We start from the raw sequence: 25,038 nt of genomic DNA, 5'->3' as shown, positions 1-25,038 counted from the left end.
CCACCGCCGGCCTCCTTGTCCTCAGGACACCGGCACCACCGGCCCGCGCAGCGGCCACACCGGGTCGACCACCGCGTCCGCGTTGCCCTTCTCGCGCAGGAAGCGCTCGAAGTCCGTCGCCCAGTCCGCGTACCAACGGATCTGACGCTCATGCAGCTCCGCCGGTGTCAGGGCCGCGACCGAGGCATGACGCTTCGCTATCGCGATGGCCACCCGGACCGCGGCCAGCGCGTCGGCTCCCGCTTCATGGGCGGTGCCGAGCACCACCGCGTACTCCGCGCAGACCGCCTCCAGCGTGCGCTTGCCACGGCGGTAGCGGTCGACGGCGCGGTCGATCGTGTACGGGTCGATGACCGGGCCGATCGGATCGAGCGGCGGCAGGCCGTGCCGGCTCAGCTCCGCGGCGAGCAGCGTCAGATCGAACGGCTTATCCACGCACGACCGTGTCTCACGATCTCCCCCGTCGTTGATTGACCGGGGGTGCGATCAGATGGAGATCTTCTTCACGGACCCGGACGCGCTGGAAGCGGCCGGGGTAAGTGATGCTCGAAGGACACTTGAACGACATGGCTTGCACGCTGGCGCGCCGTTCATCCTCAGCCACGACGGCAGCTACGACGTCCAGCTCAACCGCTTCCTGTGGTCCCTTCCGACCCTCGGGGTGAGGTCGGTTCACTCCTGGCGCGCGTACGCTCTCGATCTGCTGACCTGGGGGCGGTTCCTCCAGGAACATCGCGGCAAGACCGTGTGGCACGCGGACCGTGACGACGTCACGGTGTTCCACCGAGCCCGGCGTGTCTCTCCCGATCCGACGCAGGTCGTCTCGGCTTCAACCTGGAACCGGGCGGTCGCAGCCTTGGACAAGTTCTACACGTGGGCGGTGGACGAGGCTCTGATCGAGCGGACACCATTCAAGTACTACGAGAGTTCACGCCACTCGCACTTCGGACAGCAGGTACGCGTCCGCAGCAACCGCGCCGTCGAGAAGGCCGCCAAGCGCAGCAACGTGAAGTTCCTCTCCGTAGATCGCTATGCGGCCTTTCGTGACATCGGCCTACGAGGTCAGTTCCGGACGGGCACCACCGATTCTGCCTTCCGAGGCCGTAATGCGGAGCGAAATGCCCTCATGGCAGAGCTGTTGGTCACCACTGGCTTACGCATCGAGGAGGCCGCTTCGCTCTGCTGGCCGGAGCTCCCGGACCTGGGCGGCCAGAGAGACGTGAAGAGCGTGCCGTTCGACCTGGCGCCGCCGACCGCCAAACGGGACAAGGGGCGCAGGATCCTCTTGCCCAAGCGAGTCCTTCGTGCCGTGGCCGATTACGTGGAGATCGAGCGTTCCCTGATGCTCGACCGCTGGCGCGCCCGCGACTGTCCGCTGCCGACCGGCGCGGTAGTGGGGAGCCAGGCCGACCGGCGAGGTGTACGGATTCCCATGCAAGATGGACGACTCCGGAAACTCCCCTGGTCACGCGTGACACCGGCAGTCCGGGCTCGGCTGTACCTCGTTGACGAGCAGGGCCGTCCTCTAGGCCCCGCGTGCGTCTGGCTGGGCCAGGAAGCTCGTCCCGTGACCCTGTCGGCCTGGGAGTCGGTCTTCGTGCGGGCCTCGGAGAGATGCCGTACGTACGGGATCGACGTCGCCGCCACACCCCACGTCCTCAGGCATACCTTCGCCGTGCATCTGTTGTCTGCACTGATTCAGGAGCAGATCGGCTCGGTGGAGAAGGACGAGATGGGTGACGGCGTGTACCGACGCATCATCGGCGATCCACTCGATCACCTGCGCCGTCTGTTGGGGCACTCCTCGATCACGACGACGTACATCTACCTCGACTGCACCGATCAAGCCCAAGCCCTGATCGACGACGCGGTGGATGCCTGGACGTCCGAGGTCGTGGACACGGCACATCGCGTGTCGCAGGAGATCGACAACTCCTCTGCTCAGGCGCAGGGAGCAGCCCCGTGGTAGGCCGGGGGCGGCGCAGCGCCCGGTTGAACGCACCCGCACTCCAGCCGGTCGACCCGACTCCAGCCATGCTCGGAGTTTTGAGGATCGAGGTCACCTTCCCGGATAACCGGCCGGCCGTCGTGGACTGGACGCGGGAGCCTCAGCAGCGGCTGCTGGGGGCACTGGGAGCCGAGTTGGCGGCCTCGTGTGACGTGGGACAAGGAACTGGTTCACCGCATACGCTCCGCAATCGCGCACGCTCCTGCCTGCTCTGGGCTCGGTGGCTCGACTCTACGGAAGTGATGGACATACGCGTAAGCGACCTCCTTCCGCGTCATCTCGACGGATTCGAGAGCCACCTTCGAGAGAGCCACCCGGAGTTCTCCCGGACGCCCTACGCGCGAATCGCTGACGTCGTGTGGATCTTGCGCCGACTCGGTGAGAAGGAGCACGAACTGTCCCCACCGATGGCCCGACGGCTCTCCTACACATCCGCTGGTCCGGTCGGCTCGTACTACCCTCGCGACGCCTACTCGCCTCACATCGTCAACCAGTTGCGCGCTGCCGCGCGAGCCGACGTCGACGATGCAGTCCGACGACTGACGCTACAAGGGCCCGCCCTTCTGGCGCAGGGACAGGACCCGCGAACATCAGGCTGGGACTCCGATGCCAACGTGCTCTGGGAAATCCGTCACCAGAACGGACAATTCACCAGGCAAATGCTGGCACAGACGGTCGGTAATCAACTGGCGAACGCACACACTCCCGGCCGCCTTGCACCTCTGCTGTACCCGACCAGCCGGGACGTGTTCGCCCTGCTCCTGTTGTTCTGCCTGGAGAGCGGCATGGAGCTGGAGGCAGCCAGAGAACTGACTTCCGACTGCCTGAAGAATCCGAATCGCGGCTACGTACAGATCGAGTACCTCAAACGGCGGCGGCACGGGCAGGAGTGGAACGCGATCCGGGTGCGGGACGGCTCTCCCAACTCACCCGGCGGGCTGATTCGGTTGGCACTACGCCTTACCTCGTCTGTCAGAGAAGCCACCGGCGCCCCCGCGCTGTGGCAGTTTCGGACAAAGGACGGCCCTCTGTCCGCAGAATTCAGTGCCGGTGCAGCGAGCCACATGGCCCGGAGCTTCGTCTCGCTACATCAGCTGACCGAAGAAGGACGCCCCGTCGACCTCCGCCTGTCCCGGCTCCGCAAGACGTACAAGGCAGCCGTGTACAAGACGACCGGGGGGAAGATGTCGGCGTTCGTCCAGGGCCATTCCCCAGACATCGCCGCCGCACACTACGCGGACATCCCCTCACTACGCGGCCTCCACGAGCAGGCCGTGGCAGACGGCCTGCAGGACGCGCTGGCGGACGCACAGGCGCCCACCATCCTTACGCCTGAGGAAGAAGAGGCATTCAGGCAGCCGCCGTCGAATGGAACTGAGTCGCCAGGCCCTGCCGACCTGGAGCTGCCGCAATTTCTGACCGGCGAGTCCGATCTGTGGTTGTCGTCCTGCAGCAGCTTCTTCGACTCGCCCTTCGGTACGAAAGGGAATCCCTGCCCGGTGTCCTTCTTCGCCTGTCTCGGATGCAGCAATGCAGTGATCACCCGAGGGAAGCTCCCAGCCATTCTGTCGTTTCTCAACCACATCGAATCCGAACGCACAAAGACGCCGGCAGAGGAGTGGGCGGCGCGTTTCGGCAGAGCCCGCCAGCAGATCTTGGAACTGATCATCCCGAGGTTCAGTGAGGAAGACGTGCTGCACGCCAGGGCAGTCGCCGAGTCTGACGCGTCCCTGATCTTCCTGCCCCAAACCCTGCTGGGAGGCCACTGATGTCGGCGCAGCCCCTGTCAACCAGTGAGGGCAGCATCCGCCCTGTCGGCACGACACCCGTTCTCTCCGGGCGTCCTCTCGCCGACGATCCTGCCACCGTGCCCCAATTCGCGGACCACGTCTGGAACCTTGCGGTCGCAGGTCACGCAGGAAACCGCTACGCCAGCGAGTTCCTCATCGACTTCCACTCACTCAGCAATGCCGCACGGCGCGAGGCCGCTCGCGAATTCCTCTTCTGGAGGCTCAACACCCGTCCGGTTCGTGGCCCGCTGCCCTCCATCTCGACAGTAGCGGCGGAGTGGTGGAATCTGCGGTGCTTCCTCCGGTTCCTCGACACTGAGCACGATGGGATTCGCCTGCGCGCGGTGACGCAGCCAGTCCTGGACTCCTACCTGGCCAGCTGCCGCGGGGAAGGCCTGGTGCAGAGCAGCTTGCGTCAACGGCTCCAGGTGATTCCGCGTCTTCACCTCGCTGCAGAAGCCATGCCGACGGACGCGCTGGAGCTGAATCCGTGGAACGGGCGCCCTCTCTCTCGCGTCATCGGAGGTCCGATGGTGCGCAAACACGAGAACCAGACTCCCCGTATCCCACCGCAGGTCATCGCCCCGCTGGTCCAGGCTGCCCTGTTCTACGTCCACACTGCGGCACCCGACATCATCCACGCACGAGCCGAGCTGACGGCGTTGGAGGCCTCCGTGGAGGAGATCCACGGGCTGTCTCTCACCCGGCTGAACCGCTATCTCGACAGCCTCGCGGCCGACGGACGGGGCGTCCCGGTGCTGGACGGAACCGGTCGCCAACCCCACCTGGCCGGTTCGCCCGCGTACACGTACATCATGCGGAAGTCAGGAGCCGGCCAGGCGATCGCCGGTAGCTCGTACAACGACCGCATCGACCGCGCTTTGCAACAGCTGGGGCCTGAGATCGGCGACATGGACACACCCATCACGCTCCACCCGCAGAGCGGGCAGCCTTGGCGTGAGAGATTCAGCCCTCCCGCGATCCCCCACGAGGAACGTCTCCTGCGAGCCGCCTGCTACATCCTCATCGCCTATCTGTCAGGCATGCGCGACTCCGAAGTCAAAGAACTCCGTAACGGTTGCCACTACACCGAGCGTAGTGCTGACGGCGTCGTCGTCCGGCACAAGGTGCGCTCGCAGCTCGTCAAAGGCGGGCGGGGCACATCAGAGAGCTGGATCGTCATCGAACCCGTCACACACGCCATCAATGTCCTGGAACACCTGCCCCACCGTGACCTGCTGTTCTGCCGGCCGGTAGCTGGCCGTCCGCATTCGACGATCTCCGCCAACCGCATGAATGACAACCTCAACGAGTTCCTGACGCACTGCGCGGACGTCGACTACCCGGTACCCGATGTCGATGGGGAACCGTGGAATCTCACGACCCGCCAGTTTCGCAGGACCGTGGCCTGGCACATCGCACACCGTCCGTTCGGCACCGTGGCCGGGATGATTCAGTACAAGCATCTCTCCGTGGCCATGTTCGAGGGGTACGCGGGCACTTCCTCCTCCGGTTTTCGCGCGGAGGTAGCTACTGAGGAGGCGCTGGCCCGCTTGGCCGATGTCGTCGAGCGCTACGAGGATTTCAAGGCAGGCGTACGCTCGACATCCCCAGGCGGACCACGGACCGACAACGAGTTCGCACGTGTCCAGAAGGAGCTCCGGGACTTCCCGGGCAGGTTGGTCGATGAGCGCCGCCTGCACGCCATGCTCAAGGCTTCCGCTCGCACCCTGCATGTCGGCACGCTCAACGACTGCTACTACCAGCCCGAGACCGCCCTTTGCCGCACACCGAGCGGCGAGGACCGGCCTCTACTCAACAGCTGCCGTCCCGATCGCTGTGGGAACTCGACCATCACGACCCGGCATCGCAGCGGTTGGGAAGCAGCACGCGGAGACACCGAGCGCGCGCTGGCCTTCGTCGGTCTCTCCGATCTCCAGCGAACGGCTCTGCGAGGGCACCTCAACGACGTCACCAAAGTGATCGAGGGTATCGACTGTGCCAACGACTGACGCAACCGAATCAGCCCTCCGAGCGGCTTCCGAACGCCTACTCCGAGGAGAGCCCACCCGTAGCGACGGTTCCCTGACCGTGGCCTCACTCGCCGTTGAAGCCAGCGTCAGCAGAGCCAGCGCCTACCGCTACCCCCATGTTCTGGCAGAGTTCCGAAACCTCGTAGCCGATCGAGAAGCAGCAGCCGCACCTTCAACTTCCCTCCGGCAGGAGGTCCAGGCTCTGAAGGGTGCCGAGCGCCGGCTCCGCCAAGAGCATGCGCGCGAGGTGCGGGAGCTACGCTCCTCGATCAACGTCCTCGCACAACAGGTTCAGCTCCTCACCCTGGAGAATCAACGTCTCTCCAGGGCGGCCGACCGAAGCGATCGCGTCACTCGCATCGATCGTCGCTGATCTACTCGGCCCGATGCGGCACGATATCTCGCTTGCAGAAGGTGATCCCGATGGCCATCCTCGCAGGTGACGAGGCAGATCGGGCGGAGCTGCGCTGGACCCCGCACTACGCTCCCGATCACGAGATCGGCCGCTGAGCAAGCATCGTCGACAACCACGGGGAGCAACGTGCCGCCTTTCGTCTACCGGATCACCAAGTACGACCCTGCCGACCGCGACGAGCACGGCAGCTACATCGGCGCTGAGGACACGACCAACGACCACGGACCGGTCGAGGCTGCATATCTGCAAGCGGTTGCCGCCTTCGCCGAGGACACCGGCATCATCCGCCTGGCCATTCGTGAGCCGGGGATCTCCGGCCTTGCCCACTTCGGCCTGGAGCCGGCGGTCGACGATCACGGCCTTGCCGAGCTCTTCCCACCCGACCTCAGCGGGTTCCACGACGGTGCGGAGGTGCCCCTCTCCGTCGGTCTGGAGCTGGTCCGTGTCATGCTCCGCGAAAACGGTGCCTGGTGCCGTCTGGCGGTGGAGGACAAGTTCGACGTGCAGGTCGGCTGGGACCAGTACGTCTACGTCAGCAGCAACAAGCCCTGCGAGCGCGCCGTTGCCCACACTCGGGCTCTCGATCTCTTCCCGGAGCGGCTGGAGGCCTCGCCCTACGACGCGGACTTTGACGAGCCCGGCGTGCAGCGGCCCGCCGACGAGGACTTCTGGGCCCGTCTGCGCTGGTCCATCGCCATGCGGCACGCAGCGATATTGGAGGAGGGGTATCTCCACAATGCCTCCCGCTGGCACCGCCTCACCGAAGACACACTCGATGCGGTACGCGCCCGACTCACCCCGCGTGCCCAGTTGACCGTCTGGCCTGACTTGTCCACCGATGTCGACGTGGTCCTCGCCTCGCTTCCCGACGAAGGTCCGGTCGAGTTCGTATGGGAGGACGAGAGCGGGGCTCTCTCCAGCACGGTGGTCGACGAGTCCGACTACCAGGAGCTGGCCGCCCGGATGGCAGGCGCCCGTGCTGCCACGGCTCTGTCTTTGACCGTCGACGAACGCCACCCACTGTTCAGTGCGGTCCTGCCCGATATCGACGGCGTCTTGCGAGCCCGGTGGAGGACCGAGCCGACCCCGAGCGATCGGAACTGGGCCTTCCTGAAGACTCTCCACCGCGGGCAGATCTGCACCGGCACGGTCACCGAGATCGCTAGCTTCGGTGTGACCTTTGTGGACATCGGCGGCTTCATCGCGATGATCAACATCCCCGAACTGTCCTGGCGCCGCTTCGAGCACCCCTCTGACGTCGTCACTGTCGGCCAGGAAATCTCGGCCGAGATCCTCGACGTCGACCTGGTGCGCGAGCGTGTGCCGTTGTCCCTGAAGGCATTGCAAGAGGACCCGATGCCGCCGTTCGTACGGCAGGTCGGCCAGACGGTGACCGGCGTCGTGACCAAACTCGTGCCGTTCGGCGTTTTCGTCCGAATCGAAGACAGAGGGGACGGCCTCGAAGGCCTGGTGCACCTCACCGAGCTGGCCGAAGGACCCGTCGTTCAGCCCGAGGACGTGGTCCAGGTCGGAGACACCCTCACCGTGAAGATTGTGAACGTCGACCTTCCACGGCGTCGGATCACCCTCTCCCACCTCCAGGCTCTCGCCCCCGGGGAGGGCTGACCCGCGTGGTCATCGCCTCCGGGGAATGAGCGGCCAGGCCGGCTCGACGACTGCCTTTGAATCCGCAGTCCGCCGCAGATAGGCCTGCAAAGAGACCGACTGTTCAGCCGCCGCGCGCACCTGAAGGTCATGCAGAGCCGCCAACGGCATCAGGCCGACGGGCTGGTGCTTCTCACCCATGCGTCGCACCACGCGGGCAGCGGCCACGGCATCGGCCCTCGCGTTGTGCGCGTCATCGAGCGACACACCGTAGTGAGCACACAAGGCGTGGAGGGCCCGCTTGCCTTTCCGGTACTTGTCGACGTGCTTGTCGATCACCAGCGGATCGATGACGGGCGCAGGCACACTGCCCAGCCGCTCGCTGACCGACGCGACCTCGTAGCGCCGACACTCGCGATCCAGCAGTGACAGGTCGTAGCGTGCGTTCATCACCACCAGCGGCGTCCCAAGACGCAGCCCTTCGGCGACGGCCTGCGCGATCTCCTCAATGGCGGAGGCGGCAGGTGCCCCGTGCTCGCGAGCATGGGCCGTCGAGATGCCATGGATCGCCGATGCCTGTTCTGGTATCGCCACTCCTGGATTGAGCAGCCAGGTCCGTTCCTCTGCGACGGCTCCGTCCGGACCCAACTGCACGACTGCCGCCGTCACAATGCGGTCGGTCTCGACGTCAGTGCCCGTGGTCTCCAGGTCGAAGGCCATCAACGGCCCACTGATCCAGCTCATCACGCGGCCCTCATTCCGGCGTGGACTGCCGGCTGGCGTCGCACTTCGCCATGAGACGCCTGAGACGTGTCTGGCGTGCGGGGATAAAACGGCGCGTTGTACGCCACGACGGGCACACCGCGCGCCCAGTATCCGGCGAGGACTTGAGCGATCTCGCCGGCCACCTCGCGCGCCGGCCGTCCCTCCGCGGCCGCACGCTCGCTGCTGATGCCATGGACCGCGGACGCCTGGGCGGGGATACGGATGCCCGGATCGGCGAGCCAGGTCCGCTGTCCCATCACCTCGCCGTCCTGGACCTCGACGACCGCGGCCGTCACGATCCGGGCCTCCAGCGGCTCCGTACCGGTCGTCTCCAGATCAAAACCGACCAGCGGCTCTCCGTGCCAAGTCATCGTGGCCCTCCCTCACAATGCGGTGGTGCTTCCCCCGTTGGTGCTTCCCCCGTCGGACAGTCACCCTGCCACGCGGCACTGACAACGCGGTGCGACGGGGTCCCGCTTCTGACCGGTCCCGCGCCGAGCCGCGCGGCTCAGGAGACCGGGCGGGAATCCGTCCAGACCGACTCGAACTCCTCGCGATAGGTCTGGAAGAGACCGTGCTCCGGCTCCTGCCCCGAGCGCACCACCTCGCGCCCGCCGCCTCGCAGGACGAGCACCGGTGCCTCCATGCCGCGCGCCCGGCGCAGATAGGACTGGACGACGGCGAGGCCGTCGGGACCGTCACCGTCGACGAGATACGCGGTGAAGCGCGGTGTCTCGTCGAAGACATGGATCTCGAAGGCACCCGGGTCGCGCAGCCTGGAGCGCACTCGCCGCATATGGAGGATGTTCATCTCCACCGAACGGCTCAGTTCGCCCTTCTTGAGCGCCAGCTCGCGCTCGCGGCGCTTGACCGCGCTGCTCGCCGGGTTGAGGAAGACCAGGCGTATCCGGCAGCCCGATTCTGCGAGCCGGACCAGCCGGCGTCCCGAGAAGTTCTGGACCAGCAGATTCAGCCCGATGCCGATCGCGTCGACACGCCGGGCACCGCCGAAGAGATCCTCCGCCGGAATCTGCCGTTGCAGTCTGACCCGGTCGGGATGGACGGAGACCACATCGGCGTACCGGTCGCCGACCAGATCCTCCACCGCGTCGACCCGGAGCCGCGAGGCGGACGGCACTCCGCCGCCTCCCAGGATCTCCAGCAGCCGCGCCGACGCCCGCTCGGCCTGCGCCAGGACCGTCTCGGAGAGCGCGCGGTTGCGCGACACGACGTTCCGCGCGACTTCCAGCTCGTCGAGCGCCAGCTCCACATCACGACGGTCGTCGAAATAGGGTTCGAAGCACGGCCAGTGCTGGACCATCAGCTCCCGGAGCTGCGGCAGAGTGAGAAAGCTCAGGACATTGTCGTCGGCCGGGTCGAGCAGATAGCCCTTGCGACGCGAGACCTCCCGTACGGCGACGGCACGCTGGACCCACTCCTGACCGGCGGGCCCGGCGGCGGCGACCACCCACTCCTCGCCGTGGACCGGCTCATAGATGGGCCGCAGGACCGCGGCGACAACCGCGCGCAGCCGCTGCTCCACAAGATTCAGCCAGATATAGGCCCGGCCGGCCCGCTGCGCGCGGGTGCGGACTTCGCCCCAGGCCTCCGCGCCCCAGTCCAGTTCCGCCCCGATCTCCATCGGCCGCGCGAGGGAGACCGCTCCGGGCGGGATGTCGCCGGATTCCCCCTCGTGACCCGCGTCACCTGGGGGTAGCTCCAGCCCTCCCGAGCTCACCCGCGCACCGCCTTCCCTCCCCCTTCAACGATCAAGGAAGGGTACTCCGCCGACCCGAGGCGGTGCAGCCGGTTGCGCAGGCTCCTTTCCCGACTGCTCCGTTCGGTCGGCGCGTTCCGTACGGCGAGTTCGTCAGGAATGCGCTGGTTGATAGCGGTTTCACCTGGTCGGTACTGCGGCTCGATGGCTCGCGCGGGACCATGGAGGCGGGTTTCGAGCCGGGGCGACGGCATGGAACACGAAGTTGACTCCGGCCCCGCCACGGCGGTCGCCCGGGAACAAGAACCGGCAAGAACCGGCAAGAACCCATCGGGTTCCTAGGTGGAGGCCGCACTTTCGGGGAAGATCTGGCTCAAGAGCCCCGCAGCACCCGGATCAGAAATGGAAGAGTCATATCTATGCAGGTCTGGCCGGGACAGGCGTATCCCCTCGGCGCCACGTACGACGGCGCCGGAACCAACTTCGCGGTCTATTCCGAGGCCGCCGACCGGATCGAGTTGTGCCTCCTGCACGACGACGGTTCAGAAACGGCGGTGGAACTGCGCGAGAGCGACGCGTTCGTGCGGCACGCCTATCTGCCGGGCATCATGCCCGGTCAGCGCTATGGCTTCCGGGTCCACGGACCGTACGAACCGGAGCGCGGACAGCGGTGCAACTCCGCCAAGCTGCTCCTCGATCCGTACGCGCGTGCGATCAGCGGCAGCATCGAGTGGGGCGAGGCGGTGTACGGCTACCACTTCGGCAAGCCGGACTCGCGCAACGACATGGACTCCGCGCCCCACACGATGTCCTCGGTCGTCGTCAATCCGTACTTCGACTGGGGAGACGACCGGCTGCCGCGTACCGACTACCACCGCACGGTGCTCTACGAGGCCCATGTGAAGGGCCTGACCATGCTCCATCCGGAACTGCCGGACGAGCTGCGCGGCACCTACGCGGGCCTTGCCCATCCGGCGGTCATCGAACATCTGACGGAACTGGGCGTCACCGCGCTGGAACTGATGCCGGTGCACCAGTTCGTCAACGACCACCGGCTGGTGGACGCCGGCCTCAGCAATTACTGGGGCTACAACACCATCGGTTTCTTCGCTCCGCACAACGCCTACGCGTCCTGGGGAGACCGCGGCGAGCAGGTCCTGGAGTTCAAACAGGCCGTACGCGCTCTGCACCGGGCCGGAATCGAGGTCATCCTGGACGTCGTCTACAACCACACGGCGGAGGGCAACCATCTCGGCCCGACGCTCTCGTTCCGCGGCCTGGACAACACCCAGTACTACCGGCTCGGTGACAACGCCCGTTACTACACGGACACCACCGGGACCGGGAACTCGCTGCTGATGCGCAGCCCGCACGTGCTTCAGCTCATCATGGACTCGCTGCGGTACTGGGTGACGGAGATGCACGTCGACGGTTTCCGCTTCGATCTCGCGGCGACGCTGGCCCGCCAGTTCCACGAGGTGGACCGGCTCTCGTCCTTCTTCGATCTGGTGCAGCAGGATCCGGTGGTCAGCCAGGTGAAACTGATCGCGGAGCCCTGGGACGTGGGCGAGGGCGGCTATCAGGTCGGGAACTTCCCGCCGCTGTGGACCGAGTGGAACGGAAAGTACCGCGACACCGTGCGGGACCTCTGGCGCGGTGAGCCCAGGACTCTGGCGGAGTTCGCGTCCCGGCTGACCGGCTCGTCCGATCTCTACCAGGACGACGGACGCCGGCCGCTGGCCTCCATCAACTTCACCACCTGCCACGACGGCTTCACCCTGCACGATCTGGTCTCGTACAACGACAAGCACAATGAGGCCAACTGCGAAGGCAACCGGGACGGCGAGAGCCACAACCGGTCGTGGAACTGCGGAGTGGAAGGCGACACGGACGATCCCGAGATCCTGGAGCTGCGGAATCGTCAGATGCGCAATTTCATCGCGACGCTGATGCTCTCGCAGGGTGTGCCGATGCTCAGCCACGGCGATGAATTCGCCCGTACGCAGAGCGGCAACAACAACGCGTACTGCCAGGACAACGAGGTCTCCTGGGTGCACTGGCCCGAGCGCGGCGAGAAGACCGACACCAGCATGCTGGCCTTCACCCAGGCGATGGTGTGGCTGCGGCGCGACCATCCGGTGTTCCGGCGCCGGCGCTTCTTCCACGGGCGACCGGTCGAGGGAACGCACGACGATCTGTCGGACATCTCGTGGTTCACGCCCGAGGGCGAGGAGATGACACAGCGGGACTGGCAGGCGGCGCACGCGCAGGCCATGACCGTCTTTCTGAACGGTCACGCGATCTCCGAGCCCGGCCCGCGCGGTGAGCGGATCTCGGACGACTCGTTCCTGCTGATGTTCAACGCGAGCGCCGAGGAGCTGGAATTCGTGGTGCCGGTGAACCACGGCCGGCAGTGGCAGATCATGGTGGACACGGCCCGCCCGGAGGGAGTGGCACCGGGCCAGGGAGAGAAGGTCGACGGCGGCGAGCGGATCATCATGATCGGCCGCAGTATGACGGTGCTGATGCGGCCGGCGTAAACCGTGCCGCGCCGAGGCAGGTGGCGCGAAAGGCGGCGCGGCGCGGGAAATCCGTTTGCCGCGCCGCCCGGACCGGTGCTGCGATGGCCGGATGGATCACGATGCGGTACTGGCTCTGTTCGACCGGCAGACGCGCGAGGGCGCGCGGGCCGACTCTCCGGGCGCCCGGGTCGAGCGCGTGGAGGGAGTGGTCCGTCAGGTCGGCGCCGGCCACGACTGGAACGGCGTCCTCTGGTCGGACCTGGACGGGACGACGGCGGCAGCGGCGATCGCGGCCCAAGTGGAGTACTTCACCGCGCTCGGACGCGAATTCGAGTGGAAGCTGTACGCCCATGACCGGCCGGGCGACCTCGCCGGGCGGCTGCTGTCGGCCGGATTCACCTCCGGGCCCACGGAGACTCTCATGGTCGCCGAGCTCAAAGACCTTCCGCCCGGCGGCGGGCTGCCGGACGGAGTGCGGCTGCTGCCGGTGACCGACGCGGCGGGCGTGGATCTCGTCGTGGACGTCCACGAGCAGGCGTTCGGCACGGACGGCGGCCGGCTCAGGGAGCGGCTGCTGCGCCAGCTCTCCGGAGCGCCGGACACCTTCTCGGCGGTCGTCGCCATGGCGGGCGAGGCGCCGGTGAGCGCGGCCCGGATGGAGCTGGTGCCGGGCACGCTGTTCGCCGGGCTGTGGGGCGGAGGCACGGTGCGGGAGTGGCGCGGCCGGGGCGTCTACCGGGCCCTGGTCGCTCATCGGGCCCGGATCGCCGCCGCGCACGGCTGTCGCTTTCTCCAGGTCGACGCCTCGGACGAGAGCCGCCCGATCCTGCGGCGGCTCGGGTTCGCGTCGCTGAGCACGACCACGCCGTATCTGTACGAGCCGTAGACGCGTCCCGGCGGCCCGGACGGCGGACTCCCGCGCCTTCCGGCCGTACGCATGAGCCGATGACACAGAAGCCGCCGAGCTGGGTACGTTCGATCGCATGACGCCCACCGCGACCTACCGGCTGCAGCTCCAGCCGGACTTCCCGTTCTCGGCCGCCGAGAAAGCGGTGCCGTATCTCGCCGCGCTCGGGGTCTCGCATCTCCATCTGTCGCCGGTACTGGAGGCCGTACCAGGCTCGACGCATGGCTATGACGTCGTCGACCACTCGTCCGTACGGGCCGAGCTGGGCGGTGAGGCGGGGCTGCGGCAGCTCGCCGGCACGGCCCGTGAGCACGGCCTCGGACTCGTCCTCGACATCGTGCCCAATCACATGGCCGCGGCGCCACGCCACAACCACGCTCTGTGGGAGGTCCTGCGGGAGGGCCGGGACTCCGCCTACGCCCGCTGGTTCGACATCGACTGGGAAGCGGGCGACGGCAAGCTGCTGCTGCCGGTGCTGCCGGGCCCGATCGGCGACGAACTGAGTGCGCTGCGCGTCGAGGACGGTGTGCTGCACCACGGCGACCAGCGGTTTCCGCTCGCGTCCGGCACCGAGCGGCTGCCGCTGCCCGCACTGCTCGACGCGCAGCACTACCGGCTCGCCTGGTGGCGGCTGGCCCGCACCGAGCTCAATTACCGCCGCTTCTTCACCATCTCCGAGCTGATCGGAGTGCGGGTGGAGGATCCGGAGGTCTTCGCCGCCACCCATGCCAAGATCCTGGAGCTGGTACGGGACGGAGTCGTCGAAGGACTGCGCGTCGACCACCCGGACGGTCTCGCCGACCCGGAGGACTATCTGCGCCGGCTGAACGAGGCGACGGGCGGCGACTGCTGGACGGTCGTGGAGAAGATCCTCACCGGCGAGGAATCACTTCCCGCCGGCTGGCCGGTCGCCGGAACCACCGGTTACGACGCGCTGCGCCATGTCGACGGTCTCTTCACCGATCCGGCGGGCGCCGCCGAGCTCGAACGGAGCTACCGCGACATCACCGGACCCGCCGGCGACCGCGGCGGCTACTGGGAAGGCACGGTGCGCCGGGCCGCGTACAAGGTGGTCGTCCATGAACTGGCCGCCGAGACCGCTTTTCTGACCCGTACGGCTCAGCGCGTCTGCGCCGCCGATCCCGCGCTGCGCGACCACGCTCCCTGGGCGCTGGCCACGGCCATCAGGGAACTGCTGGTACGCGTCCCGGTCTACCGCCCGTACACCACGGCCGGCGGCCCCAGTCCCGAGGCCGCGGAAGCCGCGGTCCCGGAGGAGGCGGTACGCCAGGCCAGGGCCGCGTTCACGGTCGAACGCGAGGCGACCGCCGTGGATGTGGTGCGCGAGCTCGCACTCGGCAGGCTCGGTACGGGCCCGGACCAGACCGCGTTCTGCGCCCGCTTCGCCCAGACCTCGTCCGCGCTGCGCGCCAAGTCCGTGGAGGACACCGCCTTCTACCGCTATGTGCCGCTGATCTCCGCGAACGAGGTCGGTGGTGATCCGGGCGGTCCGGCGGTGAGCCCGGAGCGGTTCCACGCGTACTGCGCCAGGCTGGCGCGCGACTGGCCGGCCACCGGGACGGTACTGACCACGCACGACACCAAACGCAGCGCGGATGTACGGGCCGGGATCGCCGTGCTGTCCGAATGCCCGGAACGGTGGACCGAACTGCTGAAGCGAGTGGCCAATGTGCCGGCCCCGGATCCGCTGGTGGCGTGGCAGGCATGGCAGACGGCGGTGGGTTTCACACCGGCGGCGGACTCCGGCGTCCCGGACGGCTCGCGCATGGTGCCCGCGCTGCTGAAGTCCGTACGGGAGGCCGGGCTGCACACAAGCTGGACGGAGACCGATCCGCTGTACGAGCAGGCCGTGACCGACTTCGTCGAGGCGGGCCCGGCCGGGCCCGGCCGCCGGACGATCGCGCGGTTCACCCGGGCGCTCGCTCCGTATGTACGGACCAGTGCGCTGGGCGCGGCGCTGGTGCAGCTCACCATGCCGGGCGTGCCGGACCTCTACCAGGGCACGGAGCGCGAGTACTTCGCGCTGGTGGACCCCGACAACCGTCCTCGGTTCCGGACCGGACCGCCCGACGAGAAGACGGTGGTCACGACGGCGGCGCTGCGGCTGCGCCGGGACCGGCCCGGCGTGTTCGCCGAGTCCGGTACCTACGCACCGCTGTACGCGACCGGTCCGGCCGCCGCGCACTGTCTGGCCTTCTGCCGCTCGGGCGAGGTGGTCACGGCCGTCACACGGCTTCCGCTGCGGCTCGCGGAGGCGGGCGGCTGGGCCGGAACGGAGCTGGTGCTGCCCGCCGGGCGGTGGTCGGATCTGCTCACCTCGCCGGAAAGGGAGTTCGAAGGCGGCGCTCCGGTGGATCTGGCCGTGCTGTTCTCCGACCGGCCCGTGGCGCTGCTCAGCCGCCGGAGCTGACGACCGGCGCCCCGCGGAGTGTGTTGTCGCGAGACCGGGCGCGCACGGCCTCGCGGACGCTTCCGGCCTCATCCGTTCGGCTGAGAGACCCGCAGCAGGTCGACGAAGGCCGCCGCCGCGCCGGTCAGCCCGACCCGGGAGAAGACCGTCAGCGGGCGCCGCCACCGCGGGTCGACGCGGAGGATCACGCAGTCCTCGCCGACCGCTCCTCGTACGACATGGGACGGCGCGATACCGATGCCGACGCCGGCCGCGGCCATACGGACCGCCGTCGAGGTGTGCTCGGTCCTGACCGCCGTACGTGGAGTGAAGCCCGCCCTGGCGCAGGCCCAGTCCAGGAACTCGCGGCCTTCGACAACCGGCTCCATGGCGCAGCGGACCCAGGTGCGGTCGGCCAGCTCGGCCAGTGTCACCGAGGTGCGGCCCGCGAGCCGGTCGTCGAAGGGAACCACGAGGACGATCTCCTCCTCGCCGACCGTGACGGCCGGGCCCGGCCAGTTCACCGGCGGCGGTCCGACCGCGAGGTCGGCGGTGCCACGCTCGACGTGTTCCTCCAGCGCGTCCGTGGTCGCGTACTCGTGGAGGACGAGCGCGACCTCCGGATGGATCCGCCGCCATCGCGCGAAGACCTCCGGGAGCACGCCGACCGCGACTCCGTGCAGCGCGGCGACATGCAGTTCGCCGCCTTCCGCCCCGGCCGCGGCGCGCGCCGCGCGCTGGGCCTGCGCGGCGCTGCGGACGGCCAGCTCGGCATGGGGCAGAAAGGCGCGGCCCATCGGTGTCAGCCGTACACCGCGCGTCAGCCGTTCGAGCAGCGCGCCGCCCACGGACTTCTCCAGCGCCTTGATCTGGTGCGAGAGTGCGGACTGGGTGACATGAAGCAGCTCGGACGCCCGGGTGAAGGACGACTCCTCGACGACCGTCAGAAAGTACTCCATCTGTCGGAGGCTCATCCTCGGGCCACCTCCGGGCGCGATCCGCTCAGGCCGCCGAATGCCTGAAGACTCGATGCCCGAAGACGCGATGCCTGAGGACTCGATGCCTGAGGAGCGAGTGCTTCACGATCGAGTGTCTGAGGGCCGAATCCATGAACGTTGTGCATCGAAACCAGAAAAACATTGCCTTGGACTCATGGCAAGCGGCGGACGGAGGCTTGTGCCATGACCGCGGCAGCCAGCACAGCACCAGAGACCTCAGCCGGTACGGACTCCGAGACCGATGTGATCGTGATCGGTGGCGGCACCGGTGGTTACTCCACCGCTCTGCGCGCCGCCGCGCTGGGCCTGAAGGTCGTCCTCGCGGAGCGCGACAAGGTCGGTGGGACATGTCTGCACCGTGGCTGCGTCCCGAGCAAGGCGATGCTGCACGCGGCCGAACTGGTCGACGGCATCGCCGAGGCCCGGGAGCGATGGGGTGTGAAGTCGACGCTCGAATCGGTCGACTGGCCGGCCCTGGTCGCCACTCGGAACGACATCGTCTCGCGCAACCACCGTGGCGTCACCGGCCATCTCGCGCACTCCGGTGTCCATGTGGCCTACGGCAGCGCCCGGTTGACCGGTCCGCGCACCGTGCGCGTCGAGGGACACGGAGAGATCGCCGCCCGGCGCGGCATCGTGCTGGCGACCGGCTCACGGCCGCGCACTCTGCCGGGCCTCGTGCCGGACGGCCGGCGCGTCGTCACCAGCGACGACGCGCTGTTCGCGCCCGGACTGCCGCGCTCCGTCATGGTGCTGGGCGGCGGTGCGATCGGAGTGGAGTACGCCTCGTTCCATCGCTCCATGGGCGCCGAGGTCACTCTGGTCGAGGCCGCGGACCGGCTCGTACCGCTCGAAGACACCGAGGTGAGCAAGCATCTGACACGTGGTCTGAAACGGCGCGGCGTCGATGTGCTCGCGGGAGCACGGCTGTTGGACGCGGTGGTCCTGGCGGACGGCGTACGGGCCACCGTGCGCACCGCTCGCGGTGAGACCCGTACGGTCGAGGCCGAGCGGCTGCTGGTCGCGGTGGGCCGGACACCGGTCACCGACGGACTCGGCCTCGCGGCGGCCGGACTCACCACCGACGAACGCGGCCAGGTGGCGCCCGTCGACTGGTCCCGGCTGGAGACGGCCGTGCCCGGCATCCATGTGGTCGGTGACCTGCTGCCGCCGCCGTCACTCGGCCTGGCCCACGCGTCGTTCGCGGAGGGGCTGTTGGTCGCCGAGACACTGGCGGGCCTCGCCACACCGCCGGTCGACTACACGGCCGTGCCGAGGGTGACGTACTCCAGCCCGGAGACCGCCGCGGTGGGCCTGACGGAGGAGGAGGCGCGCGACCGCGGCCATGAGGTCATCGTGAACACGATGCCGCTGACGGCCGTCGCCAAGGGCATGGTGCACGGCCAGGGCGGAGTGGTGAAGGTCGTCGCCGAGCGGGACGGCCGGGTCCTCGGAGTCCATCTCGTCGGCCCGCGTGTCTCCGAGATGATCGCCGAGAGCCAGCTCATCGTCGGCTGGGAGGCGGAGCCTTCCGATGTGGCGCGCCATGTGCACGCGCATCCGACGCTGTCGGAGGCGGTCGGCGAGACATTCCTCGCTCTGGCGGGCCGGGGACTGCACCAGCGGTAGGCCGCGGTGCGGACGCGTCCCGGCGGACACTCGGTCTCGGCGGACACTCAGTGGGAGGCGAGCCGGAAACTCATCTGCCCGAAGCTCACCATGTCACCGTCGTACACGACGACCGTCGAGGTCACCCGCCGTCCGTTGACGGTGGTGCCATTGGTCGAGCCGAGGTCGCGCAGCACCCACAGCCCGCCCTGCGTGCTCAGTTCGGCGTGCAGCCGGGAGACCGTGTCATGGCTGAGCCGCAGTCCGTTCGCCGGGTCGCGGCCGATGCGCAGCGGATACGGACTCGGCTGCGGCATCAGCAGTTTCGGCAGCCGTTCGACCTGCCAGGCCCTGCGCAGCCGCAGCGAGAACGCGGACATCCGGCTCACCGTGCCGAACAGCCTTCGCGACCAGCGGCCTTCGGACTCCAGATCCGCGGTGAGCATCTTCAGTTCGTCCACCCTGCGGGCGGCCAGCGCCAGATCCATCCGGTGCAGAAAGGTGTCGTGCGACAGCTTGCCCTGCGCCGCTCCCTCCCTGAGCACCGTGAGGACACGGTCGCGCTCGGCGTCGGAGAGCCGCGCGGGATACGTGTGGAACTCGGATGAGGACGTCACAGAGATGATTGTCCGTCCGGTGGCCCTGAGGTGTCCAGACGGTCAGGAGTTTCCACCGCTCCCGGCGCCTCGCTGACCTGCACCGGAAGGAACGGCTCCGGGGCGCGCGCGAAGGGCGGCGGTGCGACGCGGGTCTCCGTATCAGACCGGCCGCGCCGTATGTGGCGTGCACCCGATTCGCGGCGATCACCGGGCCCCGGTCACGCTCTCTTGTCACCATGGAGGAACAGCGATGACGACAAGGGGGAACCGCCAGTGCAGTTCGAGGTGTGGGCACCGCAGGCGCGGGACAGGGTCGTTCTCCGGGTGGAGGGCGAGGACCGGCTCATGGAGCGTGATCCGGAGCGGGCGGGCTGGTGGACCGCCGAGGCGCCCGCCGTCGACGGTACGCGCTACGGCTTCGCGCTCGACGACGGCCTCGTACTGCCCGATCCGCGCTCGCGCCGCCAGCCGGACGGACCGGACGGGACGAGCGCCGTGGTGGACCAGAGCGCGTACGACTGGCGCGCACCGTGGCCGGGCCGGGGACTGTCCGGCGCGGTCCTGTACGAACTGCACATCGGGACCTTCACCCGCGAGGGCACCTTCGACGCCGCCGCCGCGCGGCTCGCTCCGCTGGCCGAGCTGGGCATCAGCCATGTCGAGCTGATGCCGGTGTGCCCGTTCCCCGGTACGCATGGCTGGGGATACGAAGGAGTGTCGCTCTGGGCGGTGCACGAGCCGTACGGCGGCCCGGAGGCGTTCAAGCGCTTTGTCGACACGGCACACGGTCTGGGCCTCGGCGTCGTACTCGACGTGGTCCACAATCATCTCGGTCCCGCCGGTAACTACCTGCCGCAGTTCGGCCCGTACTTCACCGAGACACATCACACTCCATGGGGCGCCGCGGTCAATCTCGACGCCGCCGGCTCGGACGAGGTCCGCGCCTATCTGCTGGACAGCGCTCTCGGCTGGCTGCGGGACTTCCGGCTCGACGGGCTGCGGCTGGACGCCGTGCACGCACTCGCCGACCACCGGGCGCTGACCTTCCTCGAAGAGCTGTCCACCGCCGTCGACGCACTCGCCACGGAGCAGGGCCGTCCGCTCTTCCTGATCGCCGAGTCCGATCTGAACGATCCCCGCACCACCACCACCCGTGAGCGCGGTGGCCTCGGGCTGCACGCGCAGTGGAGCGACGACTTCCATCACTCCCTGCACGCCGCGCTCACCGGCGAATCCCAGGGCTATTACGCGGACTTCGCCCGTCAGCCGCTCGCCGCGCTCGCCAAGACCCTGACCCGTGTCTTCTTCCACGACGGCACGTATTCGAGCTTCCGCGGCAGAGTGCACGGCCGTCCCGTCGAGCGTACGAGAACGCCGGCGAACCGCTTCCTCGGCTATGCGCAGACCCATGACCAGATCGGCAACCGGGCGCTCGGCGACCGGCTCTCCGCGACCCTCTCCCCCGGTCTGCTGGCCTGCGCCGCCGCGCTCGTACTGACCGGACCGCACACTCCGATGCTGTTCATGGGCGAGGAGTGGGGCGCGGGCACGCCCTGGCAGTTCTTCACCGACCATCCGGACCCGATCCTCGCGGAGGCCGTACGCACCGGCCGGCGAAGGGAGTTCGCGGCGCACGGCTGGGCCGAGGAGGACATCCCGGATCCGCAGGATCCCGGGACGCGGGAGCGGTCCTGTCTCGACTGGTCCGAGACCGGGAAGGAGCCGCACGCGCGTTTGCTGTCCTGGCACCGGGAGCTGATCGCCCTGCGGCGCGGCCAGCCGGATCTCTCCGATCCCGATCTGGCGGCGATAAAGACGGCATACGACGAAGGCGCGCGCTGGCTGGCGTACCGAAGAGGCGATCTGCGGATCGCGGTCAACCTCTCCGGCAGGGCCGCGGAGATCCCGCTGGGCCGCGGAGGCCGGGTGCTGGCCGCCTGGGAGCCGGTCCGGCCGCCGGGCCCGGACGGTGTGCTGAGGCTGCCGGCCGAGTCCTGTGTGATCCTCGCCGACGACTGAACTCCCTTGCCCGGACAGGCCCTACTCGACGATCGCCATCGCGTGGGACGTGTTGTTGAAGCGGCGGCCGCCGTCCTCCGTGACCGTGACGATGTCCTCGATCCGGACGCCGAAGCGTCCCGGCAGATAGATGCCCGGTTCGACGGAGAAGCACATGCCCGGCACCATCGGCCGCTCCTCGCCCTCGATCATGTAGGGCGGCTCATGGGTGGTGACGCCGATCCCGTGGCCGGTGCGGTGGATGAAGTAGTCGCCGTATCCCGCCGCCGTGATGACCGCGCGCGCCGCCCGGTCGACGTCCTGGCAGGCGGCGCCGGGACGGACGGCCTCGAAACCGGCCTGCTGCGCCTCGCGTACGACATCGTGGACACGGCGCTCCTCGGCGCCGGGCTCACCGACATGGACGGTGCGCGTGGTGTCCGAGCCATAGCCGTGCTTGAGGCCGCCGAAGTCGAGGACGACCATGTCGCCGTGTTCGATGACGCGGTCACCGGCCTCGTGGTGCGGATCGGCTCCATTGGGTCCCGAGCCGACCACGGTGAAGTCCACCTGGGAATGGCCGTGCCGCAGCAGGAGCGCGGCGAGGTCCGCGGCCACCTCCTCCTCCCGGCGTCCGGCGAAGCGGACCTCCAGGATCTCGCCGTACGCGGCGTCGGCTGCCGCGCCCGCCGCCTCGACCCTGGCCAGCTCCCGCGCGTCCTTGACCGCGCGCAGCATCGGCAGCGCCTCGGTCAGCGCCACATACGAGGTGCCGGGCAGCGCCTGCTGCAGCGCGAGCAGATGCATCGCCCAGGCGTTGTCGCTGACGCCGAAGCGCCCGGCGGGATCCAGCAACGGGACGGTGACACCGTACGGATCCTTGCCGTCGGTCCAGTCGCGGAGCGTGAACGCGGGCGCGCCGACGGCCCGCGCGGCGTCCGCCGCTTCCAGAGTGGGCACCACCAGTACGGGATCCTGGCCCTCGGCCACGACGAGCATGGTGAGCCGCTCGGTGTCGGCGGTCGGCCGGTAGCCGGTGAGGTAGACCAGATCAGGTCCTGGCGCGATCAGCACCCCCGCGAGTCCGGCGCCGGCGGCGGACTCCGCCGCGCGGGCCATCCGGGCGCGGTAGTCGTCAGCGGTGAAGGGCACGGGAGCGGTGGTCATGGTCTCCTCCTCGGCGGCGTACCTCGTGTCCGTACCACGGGAACGTACGGGCCGGCCGGCGCACCAGGTCGCCGGCTCTCCGATCTTCCCACCACCGGGACCCGCCCGACAGAGCCGTCACCGCCGGGCTCGGCGGAGAGGGTTCCAGGACGCGGACTTCCGGCGTCTCCACGCGCCGTGAGCCGGCGCACGCCGCCGCGACCGGCCGGGAAGCGAGGGGACGACGGACCTCAAGGGCTGTCCGGAGGATCCTGCGCGACCAGCCGTTCCAGCAGTTCCTGGAGACCGTCTCCGACGACGATCCGCAGCCCCTTGCCGTCCGCGCCCTGCTCACTGAGCTGGGTGAGCGTGCCGCCGCGCCACCAGTACACATACGGGCTGATGGCGCCCGGAGTGTCCTCGTATCCGGCGGCGGCGAAGGACGCCATGGCGTTGAGGGACGGGATCATGGTCGAGTCGCGGATGACATGGAAGGCGAGCTGATGCCGGAAGGGCATGGCGACCAGCGCCCCGTCCCCGGTGATCCGCCGGCCCGTGACCTGCCGTACGACCGTCTCCAGCGCCAGGACCCGGCTGGCCGTGTAGAACGAGTCGCCGAGGACGACCTCGAAGCGCATTCCGCCGGCGTCCTTGATGGTCTCCGAGCCCTCGACCGGCAGCTCCCGTAGATTGCGCAGGGCCTGGTCACGCAGTTGCTGAATCGCGCCGAGCGGTTCCAGCGCCTCGTCGGTGAGCATCATGACGCTCTCCGGGAGGTCGAGGGCGAGCACTTCGTACAGCCCGGGCGCGACGGACCGCGCATAGCCGAAACTCTGCGGATCGAGGCCCTCCCGGCTGATCACGCGAGGATAGAGCTGGGCTCGGATCTGCTCGGGCGGCAGCGTGTCCAGGGCCGAGGGAGCGTCCATGGTGCGCAGCACCGTGCCGGCGTGCCGACGCGCCAGTTCGCCCCAGACGCGCGGCCCTCGGCCGTCGTTGTGGCAGACGGCGGCGAGATTGCCGAGGCCGAACTGGCGGCCACCACTGTCGGTGACCACATCGGCGTACACCGTGACCTCCAGGCCGTGCTCCGCGAATGCCTGGCGCACCTGGCCGCGGAACCGCGCGCCCTCGTCGGCAGAGAAGAAGGAGAACGCGGGGTCCCGGGGCGTATCGCGTCCGTCGCGCTTCGGCCCCCGCCGGAACATTCCCACGCCGCCATCGCCTCCGCCTGTGTCCGTCTGTACGCGCTCACCATCCAGGCTATGCGCCGGACCGGGCCCAGGTGACCGTCTCGGCGATCGTCATCGTCTCGGCCGGCGCACTCCGGCACCTGGAGAGATTCGACGGCGGAAGAGAAAGGCACCGGAGCGGAAGGTCCGCCGCCTCAGTGGCCGTCGAGAGTGACGACGAGGTCCGCCCGGTCCCGGCCCGCCGCCACCAGCCGCGCGTTGGCCTCGTCGGACTCCCTGACCCAGCGCTCGGCGTGCGCACGGTCCTTGCCGAAGGCGACATGCCGGTCGACGAGGCGGCGCACCCGTACCACCGTGTCGAGTTCCAGGAACCACACCTCGTCGAGGAGCGGCCGGACCGGCGCCCAGAGGCCGTCGTCGTGCAGCAGATAGTTGCCCTCCGTGATGACAAGAGGGGTGCCGGGATCGACCGGGATGCTGCCGGCCACCGGCTCCTCCAGCGTCCGGTCGAAGGCCGGGGCGTAGACCACCGCGCCGGCCGTGGGAGCGCGCAGCCGGGCGAGCAGCGCCGCGTAGCCGGTGGCGTCGAAGGTGTCCGGAGCGCCTTTGCGGTCCGCGCGTCCGAGGCGGTTCAGCTCGGCCTGGGCCAGATGGAAGCCGTCCATGGGAACGAGCGCGGCGAGCCCGCCGAGTTCGTCGGCGAGCCGTGCGGCGAGCGTGGACTTGCCCGCACCCGGCGCGCCCGCGATGCCGAGGACGCGGCGACGGCCGGAGGCGGCGAGCCCTCGGGCGCGGCTGCTGAGCCGAGCGAACTGCCGCACATCCATGGGAGTCATTGTTCCATCCTTGCCCAGGCTTCAGTCATACGTATAACGTAGCGGCCATGTCGCATATCGCCCTGGTCACCCTTGTCGTCGACGACTACGACAGGGCCATCGCCTTCTATACGGACGCCCTCGGTTTCCGGCTGGCCGAGGACACCGACCGTGGCGACGGCTCCCGCTGGGTGGTGGTGCGTCCGCGCGGCTCCGGCGACGGGTCCACGGGCCTGCTGCTGGCCCGCGCCAAGGACGACTCACAGCGGGCGAGCATCGGCGCGCAGACCGGCGGCCGGGTCGGATTCTTTCTGCACACCGAGGACTTCGCCCGCGACCACGCGCGGATGCTGGCCGCCGGAGTCCGCTTCCTGGAGGAGCCCCGCCATGAGCCGTACGGCTCGGTCGCGGTCTTCGAGGACCTCTACGGGAACCACTGGGACCTGCTTCAGCCCGCCGCCTAAGGGTTGTCCGCGCGGCGGACCGGTGACCGTGTACGCCAATTCACG

Annotated in this window: 17 protein-coding genes and 2 pseudogenes; 10 read left to right on the top strand and 9 right to left on the bottom strand. The window is 68.8% G+C overall.

The window, feature by feature from the left end:
- Positions 1–21: 21 nt before the first annotated feature.
- Positions 22–423 (bottom strand): annotated as a pseudogene (locus PV679_RS08855) (3'-5' exonuclease); the annotation flags it as partial.
- A gap of 67 nt (positions 424–490) precedes the next feature.
- Between PV679_RS08855 and PV679_RS08850 the strand changes: the two are divergent.
- From PV679_RS08850 to PV679_RS08835, 4 genes are all read left to right on the top strand, one after another.
- Positions 491–1,969 (top strand): tyrosine-type recombinase/integrase, encoded by a 1,479-nt coding sequence (locus PV679_RS08850; protein ID WP_319679533.1) that lies wholly within the window; start codon positions 491–493, stop codon positions 1,967–1,969.
- 278 nt (positions 1,970–2,247) lie between these two features.
- Complete coding sequence (locus tag PV679_RS08845) at positions 2,248–3,777, top strand: hypothetical protein (protein WP_319679532.1); 1,530 nt, start codon at positions 2,248–2,250, stop codon at positions 3,775–3,777.
- The gene (locus tag PV679_RS08840; RefSeq protein ID WP_319679531.1) at positions 3,777–5,810 is read left to right on the top strand and encodes a hypothetical protein; all 2,034 of its coding nucleotides are present in this window, start codon (positions 3,777–3,779) and stop codon (positions 5,808–5,810) included. The genes PV679_RS08845 and PV679_RS08840 overlap by 1 nt, the downstream gene beginning before the upstream one ends.
- A gap of 460 nt (positions 5,811–6,270) precedes the next feature.
- A complete protein-coding gene (locus PV679_RS08835; RefSeq protein WP_319679530.1) occupies positions 6,271–7,872 on the top strand; it encodes a S1 RNA-binding domain-containing protein in 1,602 nt (533 codons plus the stop codon).
- Positions 7,873–7,881: 9 nt separating this feature from the next.
- Here PV679_RS08835 and PV679_RS08830 read toward each other — a convergent pair whose 3' ends face one another.
- The 3 genes and pseudogenes from PV679_RS08830 to PV679_RS08820 all read right to left on the bottom strand — a co-directional run bounded on the left by PV679_RS08830 (position 7,882) and on the right by PV679_RS08820 (position 10,354).
- The gene (locus tag PV679_RS08830) at positions 7,882–8,595 is read right to left on the bottom strand and encodes a 3'-5' exonuclease (protein WP_319679529.1); all 714 of its coding nucleotides are present in this window, start codon (positions 8,593–8,595) and stop codon (positions 7,882–7,884) included.
- Between the two features lie 86 nt (positions 8,596–8,681).
- Positions 8,682–8,987, bottom strand: a pseudogene (locus tag PV679_RS08825) (exonuclease domain-containing protein); the annotation flags it as partial.
- Between the two features lie 137 nt (positions 8,988–9,124).
- The gene (locus PV679_RS08820; protein ID WP_319679528.1) at positions 9,125–10,354 is read right to left on the bottom strand and encodes an SAV2148 family HEPN domain-containing protein; all 1,230 of its coding nucleotides are present in this window, start codon (positions 10,352–10,354) and stop codon (positions 9,125–9,127) included.
- A gap of 398 nt (positions 10,355–10,752) precedes the next feature.
- Between PV679_RS08820 and glgX the strand changes: the two genes are divergently transcribed.
- From glgX to treY, 3 genes are all read left to right on the top strand, one after another.
- The gene (glgX, locus tag PV679_RS08815; protein WP_319679527.1) at positions 10,753–12,873 is read left to right on the top strand and encodes a glycogen debranching protein GlgX; all 2,121 of its coding nucleotides are present in this window, start codon (positions 10,753–10,755) and stop codon (positions 12,871–12,873) included.
- A 91-nt stretch (positions 12,874–12,964) separates the two neighbouring features.
- The gene (locus PV679_RS08810; protein WP_319679526.1) at positions 12,965–13,741 is read left to right on the top strand and encodes a GNAT family N-acetyltransferase; all 777 of its coding nucleotides are present in this window, start codon (positions 12,965–12,967) and stop codon (positions 13,739–13,741) included.
- 97 nt (positions 13,742–13,838) lie between these two features.
- Positions 13,839–16,193 (top strand): malto-oligosyltrehalose synthase, encoded by a 2,355-nt coding sequence (gene treY, locus PV679_RS08805; RefSeq protein WP_319679525.1) that lies wholly within the window; start codon positions 13,839–13,841, stop codon positions 16,191–16,193.
- 68 nt (positions 16,194–16,261) lie between these two features.
- On the opposite strand, the gene PV679_RS08800 is transcribed toward treY, so the two are convergent.
- Positions 16,262–17,146 carry a LysR family transcriptional regulator gene (locus PV679_RS08800; RefSeq protein ID WP_319679524.1) on the bottom strand — a complete coding sequence of 295 codons (885 nt, stop codon included), beginning with the start codon at positions 17,144–17,146 and terminating at the stop codon, positions 16,262–16,264.
- Positions 17,147–17,353: 207 nt separating this feature from the next.
- Between PV679_RS08800 and lpdA the strand changes: the two genes are divergently transcribed.
- The gene (gene lpdA, locus PV679_RS08795) at positions 17,354–18,799 is read left to right on the top strand and encodes a dihydrolipoyl dehydrogenase (RefSeq protein WP_319679523.1); all 1,446 of its coding nucleotides are present in this window, start codon (positions 17,354–17,356) and stop codon (positions 18,797–18,799) included.
- A gap of 47 nt (positions 18,800–18,846) precedes the next feature.
- Here lpdA and PV679_RS08790 read toward each other — a convergent pair whose 3' ends face one another.
- Entirely contained in the window at positions 18,847–19,395 is a 549-nt protein-coding gene (locus tag PV679_RS08790; protein ID WP_319679522.1) for a DUF1707 and FHA domain-containing protein, read from the bottom strand.
- Between the two features lie 255 nt (positions 19,396–19,650).
- On the opposite strand from PV679_RS08790, the gene treZ reads away from it, so the two are divergent.
- Positions 19,651–21,396: a malto-oligosyltrehalose trehalohydrolase gene (treZ, locus tag PV679_RS08785; protein ID WP_319679521.1), complete on the top strand. Its 1,746-nt coding sequence runs from the start codon at positions 19,651–19,653 to the stop codon at positions 21,394–21,396.
- 21 nt (positions 21,397–21,417) lie between these two features.
- Here the strand turns inward: treZ and PV679_RS08780 are convergent, their stop codons facing one another.
- The 3 genes from PV679_RS08780 to PV679_RS08770 form a co-directional block, all read right to left on the bottom strand.
- On the bottom strand, positions 21,418–22,542 hold the full coding sequence (locus PV679_RS08780; RefSeq protein ID WP_319679520.1) for an aminopeptidase P family protein: 1,125 nt from the start codon (positions 22,540–22,542) through the stop codon (positions 21,418–21,420).
- 230 nt (positions 22,543–22,772) lie between these two features.
- Positions 22,773–23,735: a hypothetical protein gene (locus PV679_RS08775; protein ID WP_319679519.1), complete on the bottom strand. Its 963-nt coding sequence runs from the start codon at positions 23,733–23,735 to the stop codon at positions 22,773–22,775.
- 173 nt (positions 23,736–23,908) lie between these two features.
- Positions 23,909–24,550 (bottom strand): nucleoside/nucleotide kinase family protein, encoded by a 642-nt coding sequence (locus PV679_RS08770; RefSeq protein ID WP_416069672.1) that lies wholly within the window; start codon positions 24,548–24,550, stop codon positions 23,909–23,911.
- A 47-nt stretch (positions 24,551–24,597) separates the two neighbouring features.
- Here PV679_RS08770 and PV679_RS08765 point away from each other — a divergent pair, with 47 nt between their 5' ends.
- Entirely contained in the window at positions 24,598–24,993 is a 396-nt protein-coding gene (locus PV679_RS08765) for a VOC family protein (RefSeq protein ID WP_319679518.1), read from the top strand.
- Positions 24,994–25,038 lie beyond the last annotated feature (45 nt).

Source organism: Streptomyces sp. AK02-01A (assembly GCF_033795305.1).
Classification (GTDB): domain Bacteria; phylum Actinomycetota; class Actinomycetes; order Streptomycetales; family Streptomycetaceae; genus Streptomyces.
The sequence above is the reverse complement of the archived record's forward strand: the minus strand, read 5'-3'. Positions and strand labels throughout refer to the sequence as shown.

Bases quoted from the DNA above. Each gene is read 5' to 3' on its own strand.
- PV679_RS08850 (WP_319679533.1), top strand. From the start codon at position 491: ATGGAGATCTTCTTCACGGACCCGGACGCGCTGGAAGCGGCCGGGGTA.
- PV679_RS08840 (WP_319679531.1), top strand. From the start codon at position 3,777: ATGTCGGCGCAGCCCCTGTCAACCAGTGAGGGCAGCATCCGCCCTGTC.
- PV679_RS08830 (WP_319679529.1), bottom strand. From the start codon at position 8,595: ATGAGCTGGATCAGTGGGCCGTTGATGGCCTTCGACCTGGAGACCACG.
- glgX (WP_319679527.1), top strand. From the start codon at position 10,753: ATGCAGGTCTGGCCGGGACAGGCGTATCCCCTCGGCGCCACGTACGAC.
- PV679_RS08810 (WP_319679526.1), top strand. From the start codon at position 12,965: ATGGATCACGATGCGGTACTGGCTCTGTTCGACCGGCAGACGCGCGAG.
- treY (WP_319679525.1), top strand. From the start codon at position 13,839: ATGACGCCCACCGCGACCTACCGGCTGCAGCTCCAGCCGGACTTCCCG.
- PV679_RS08800 (WP_319679524.1), bottom strand. From the start codon at position 17,146: ATGAGCCTCCGACAGATGGAGTACTTTCTGACGGTCGTCGAGGAGTCG.
- lpdA (WP_319679523.1), top strand. From the start codon at position 17,354: ATGACCGCGGCAGCCAGCACAGCACCAGAGACCTCAGCCGGTACGGAC.
- PV679_RS08780 (WP_319679520.1), bottom strand. From the start codon at position 22,542: ATGACCACCGCTCCCGTGCCCTTCACCGCTGACGACTACCGCGCCCGG.
- PV679_RS08770 (WP_416069672.1), bottom strand. From the start codon at position 24,550: ATGACTCCCATGGATGTGCGGCAGTTCGCTCGGCTCAGCAGCCGCGCC.
- PV679_RS08765 (WP_319679518.1), top strand. From the start codon at position 24,598: ATGTCGCATATCGCCCTGGTCACCCTTGTCGTCGACGACTACGACAGG.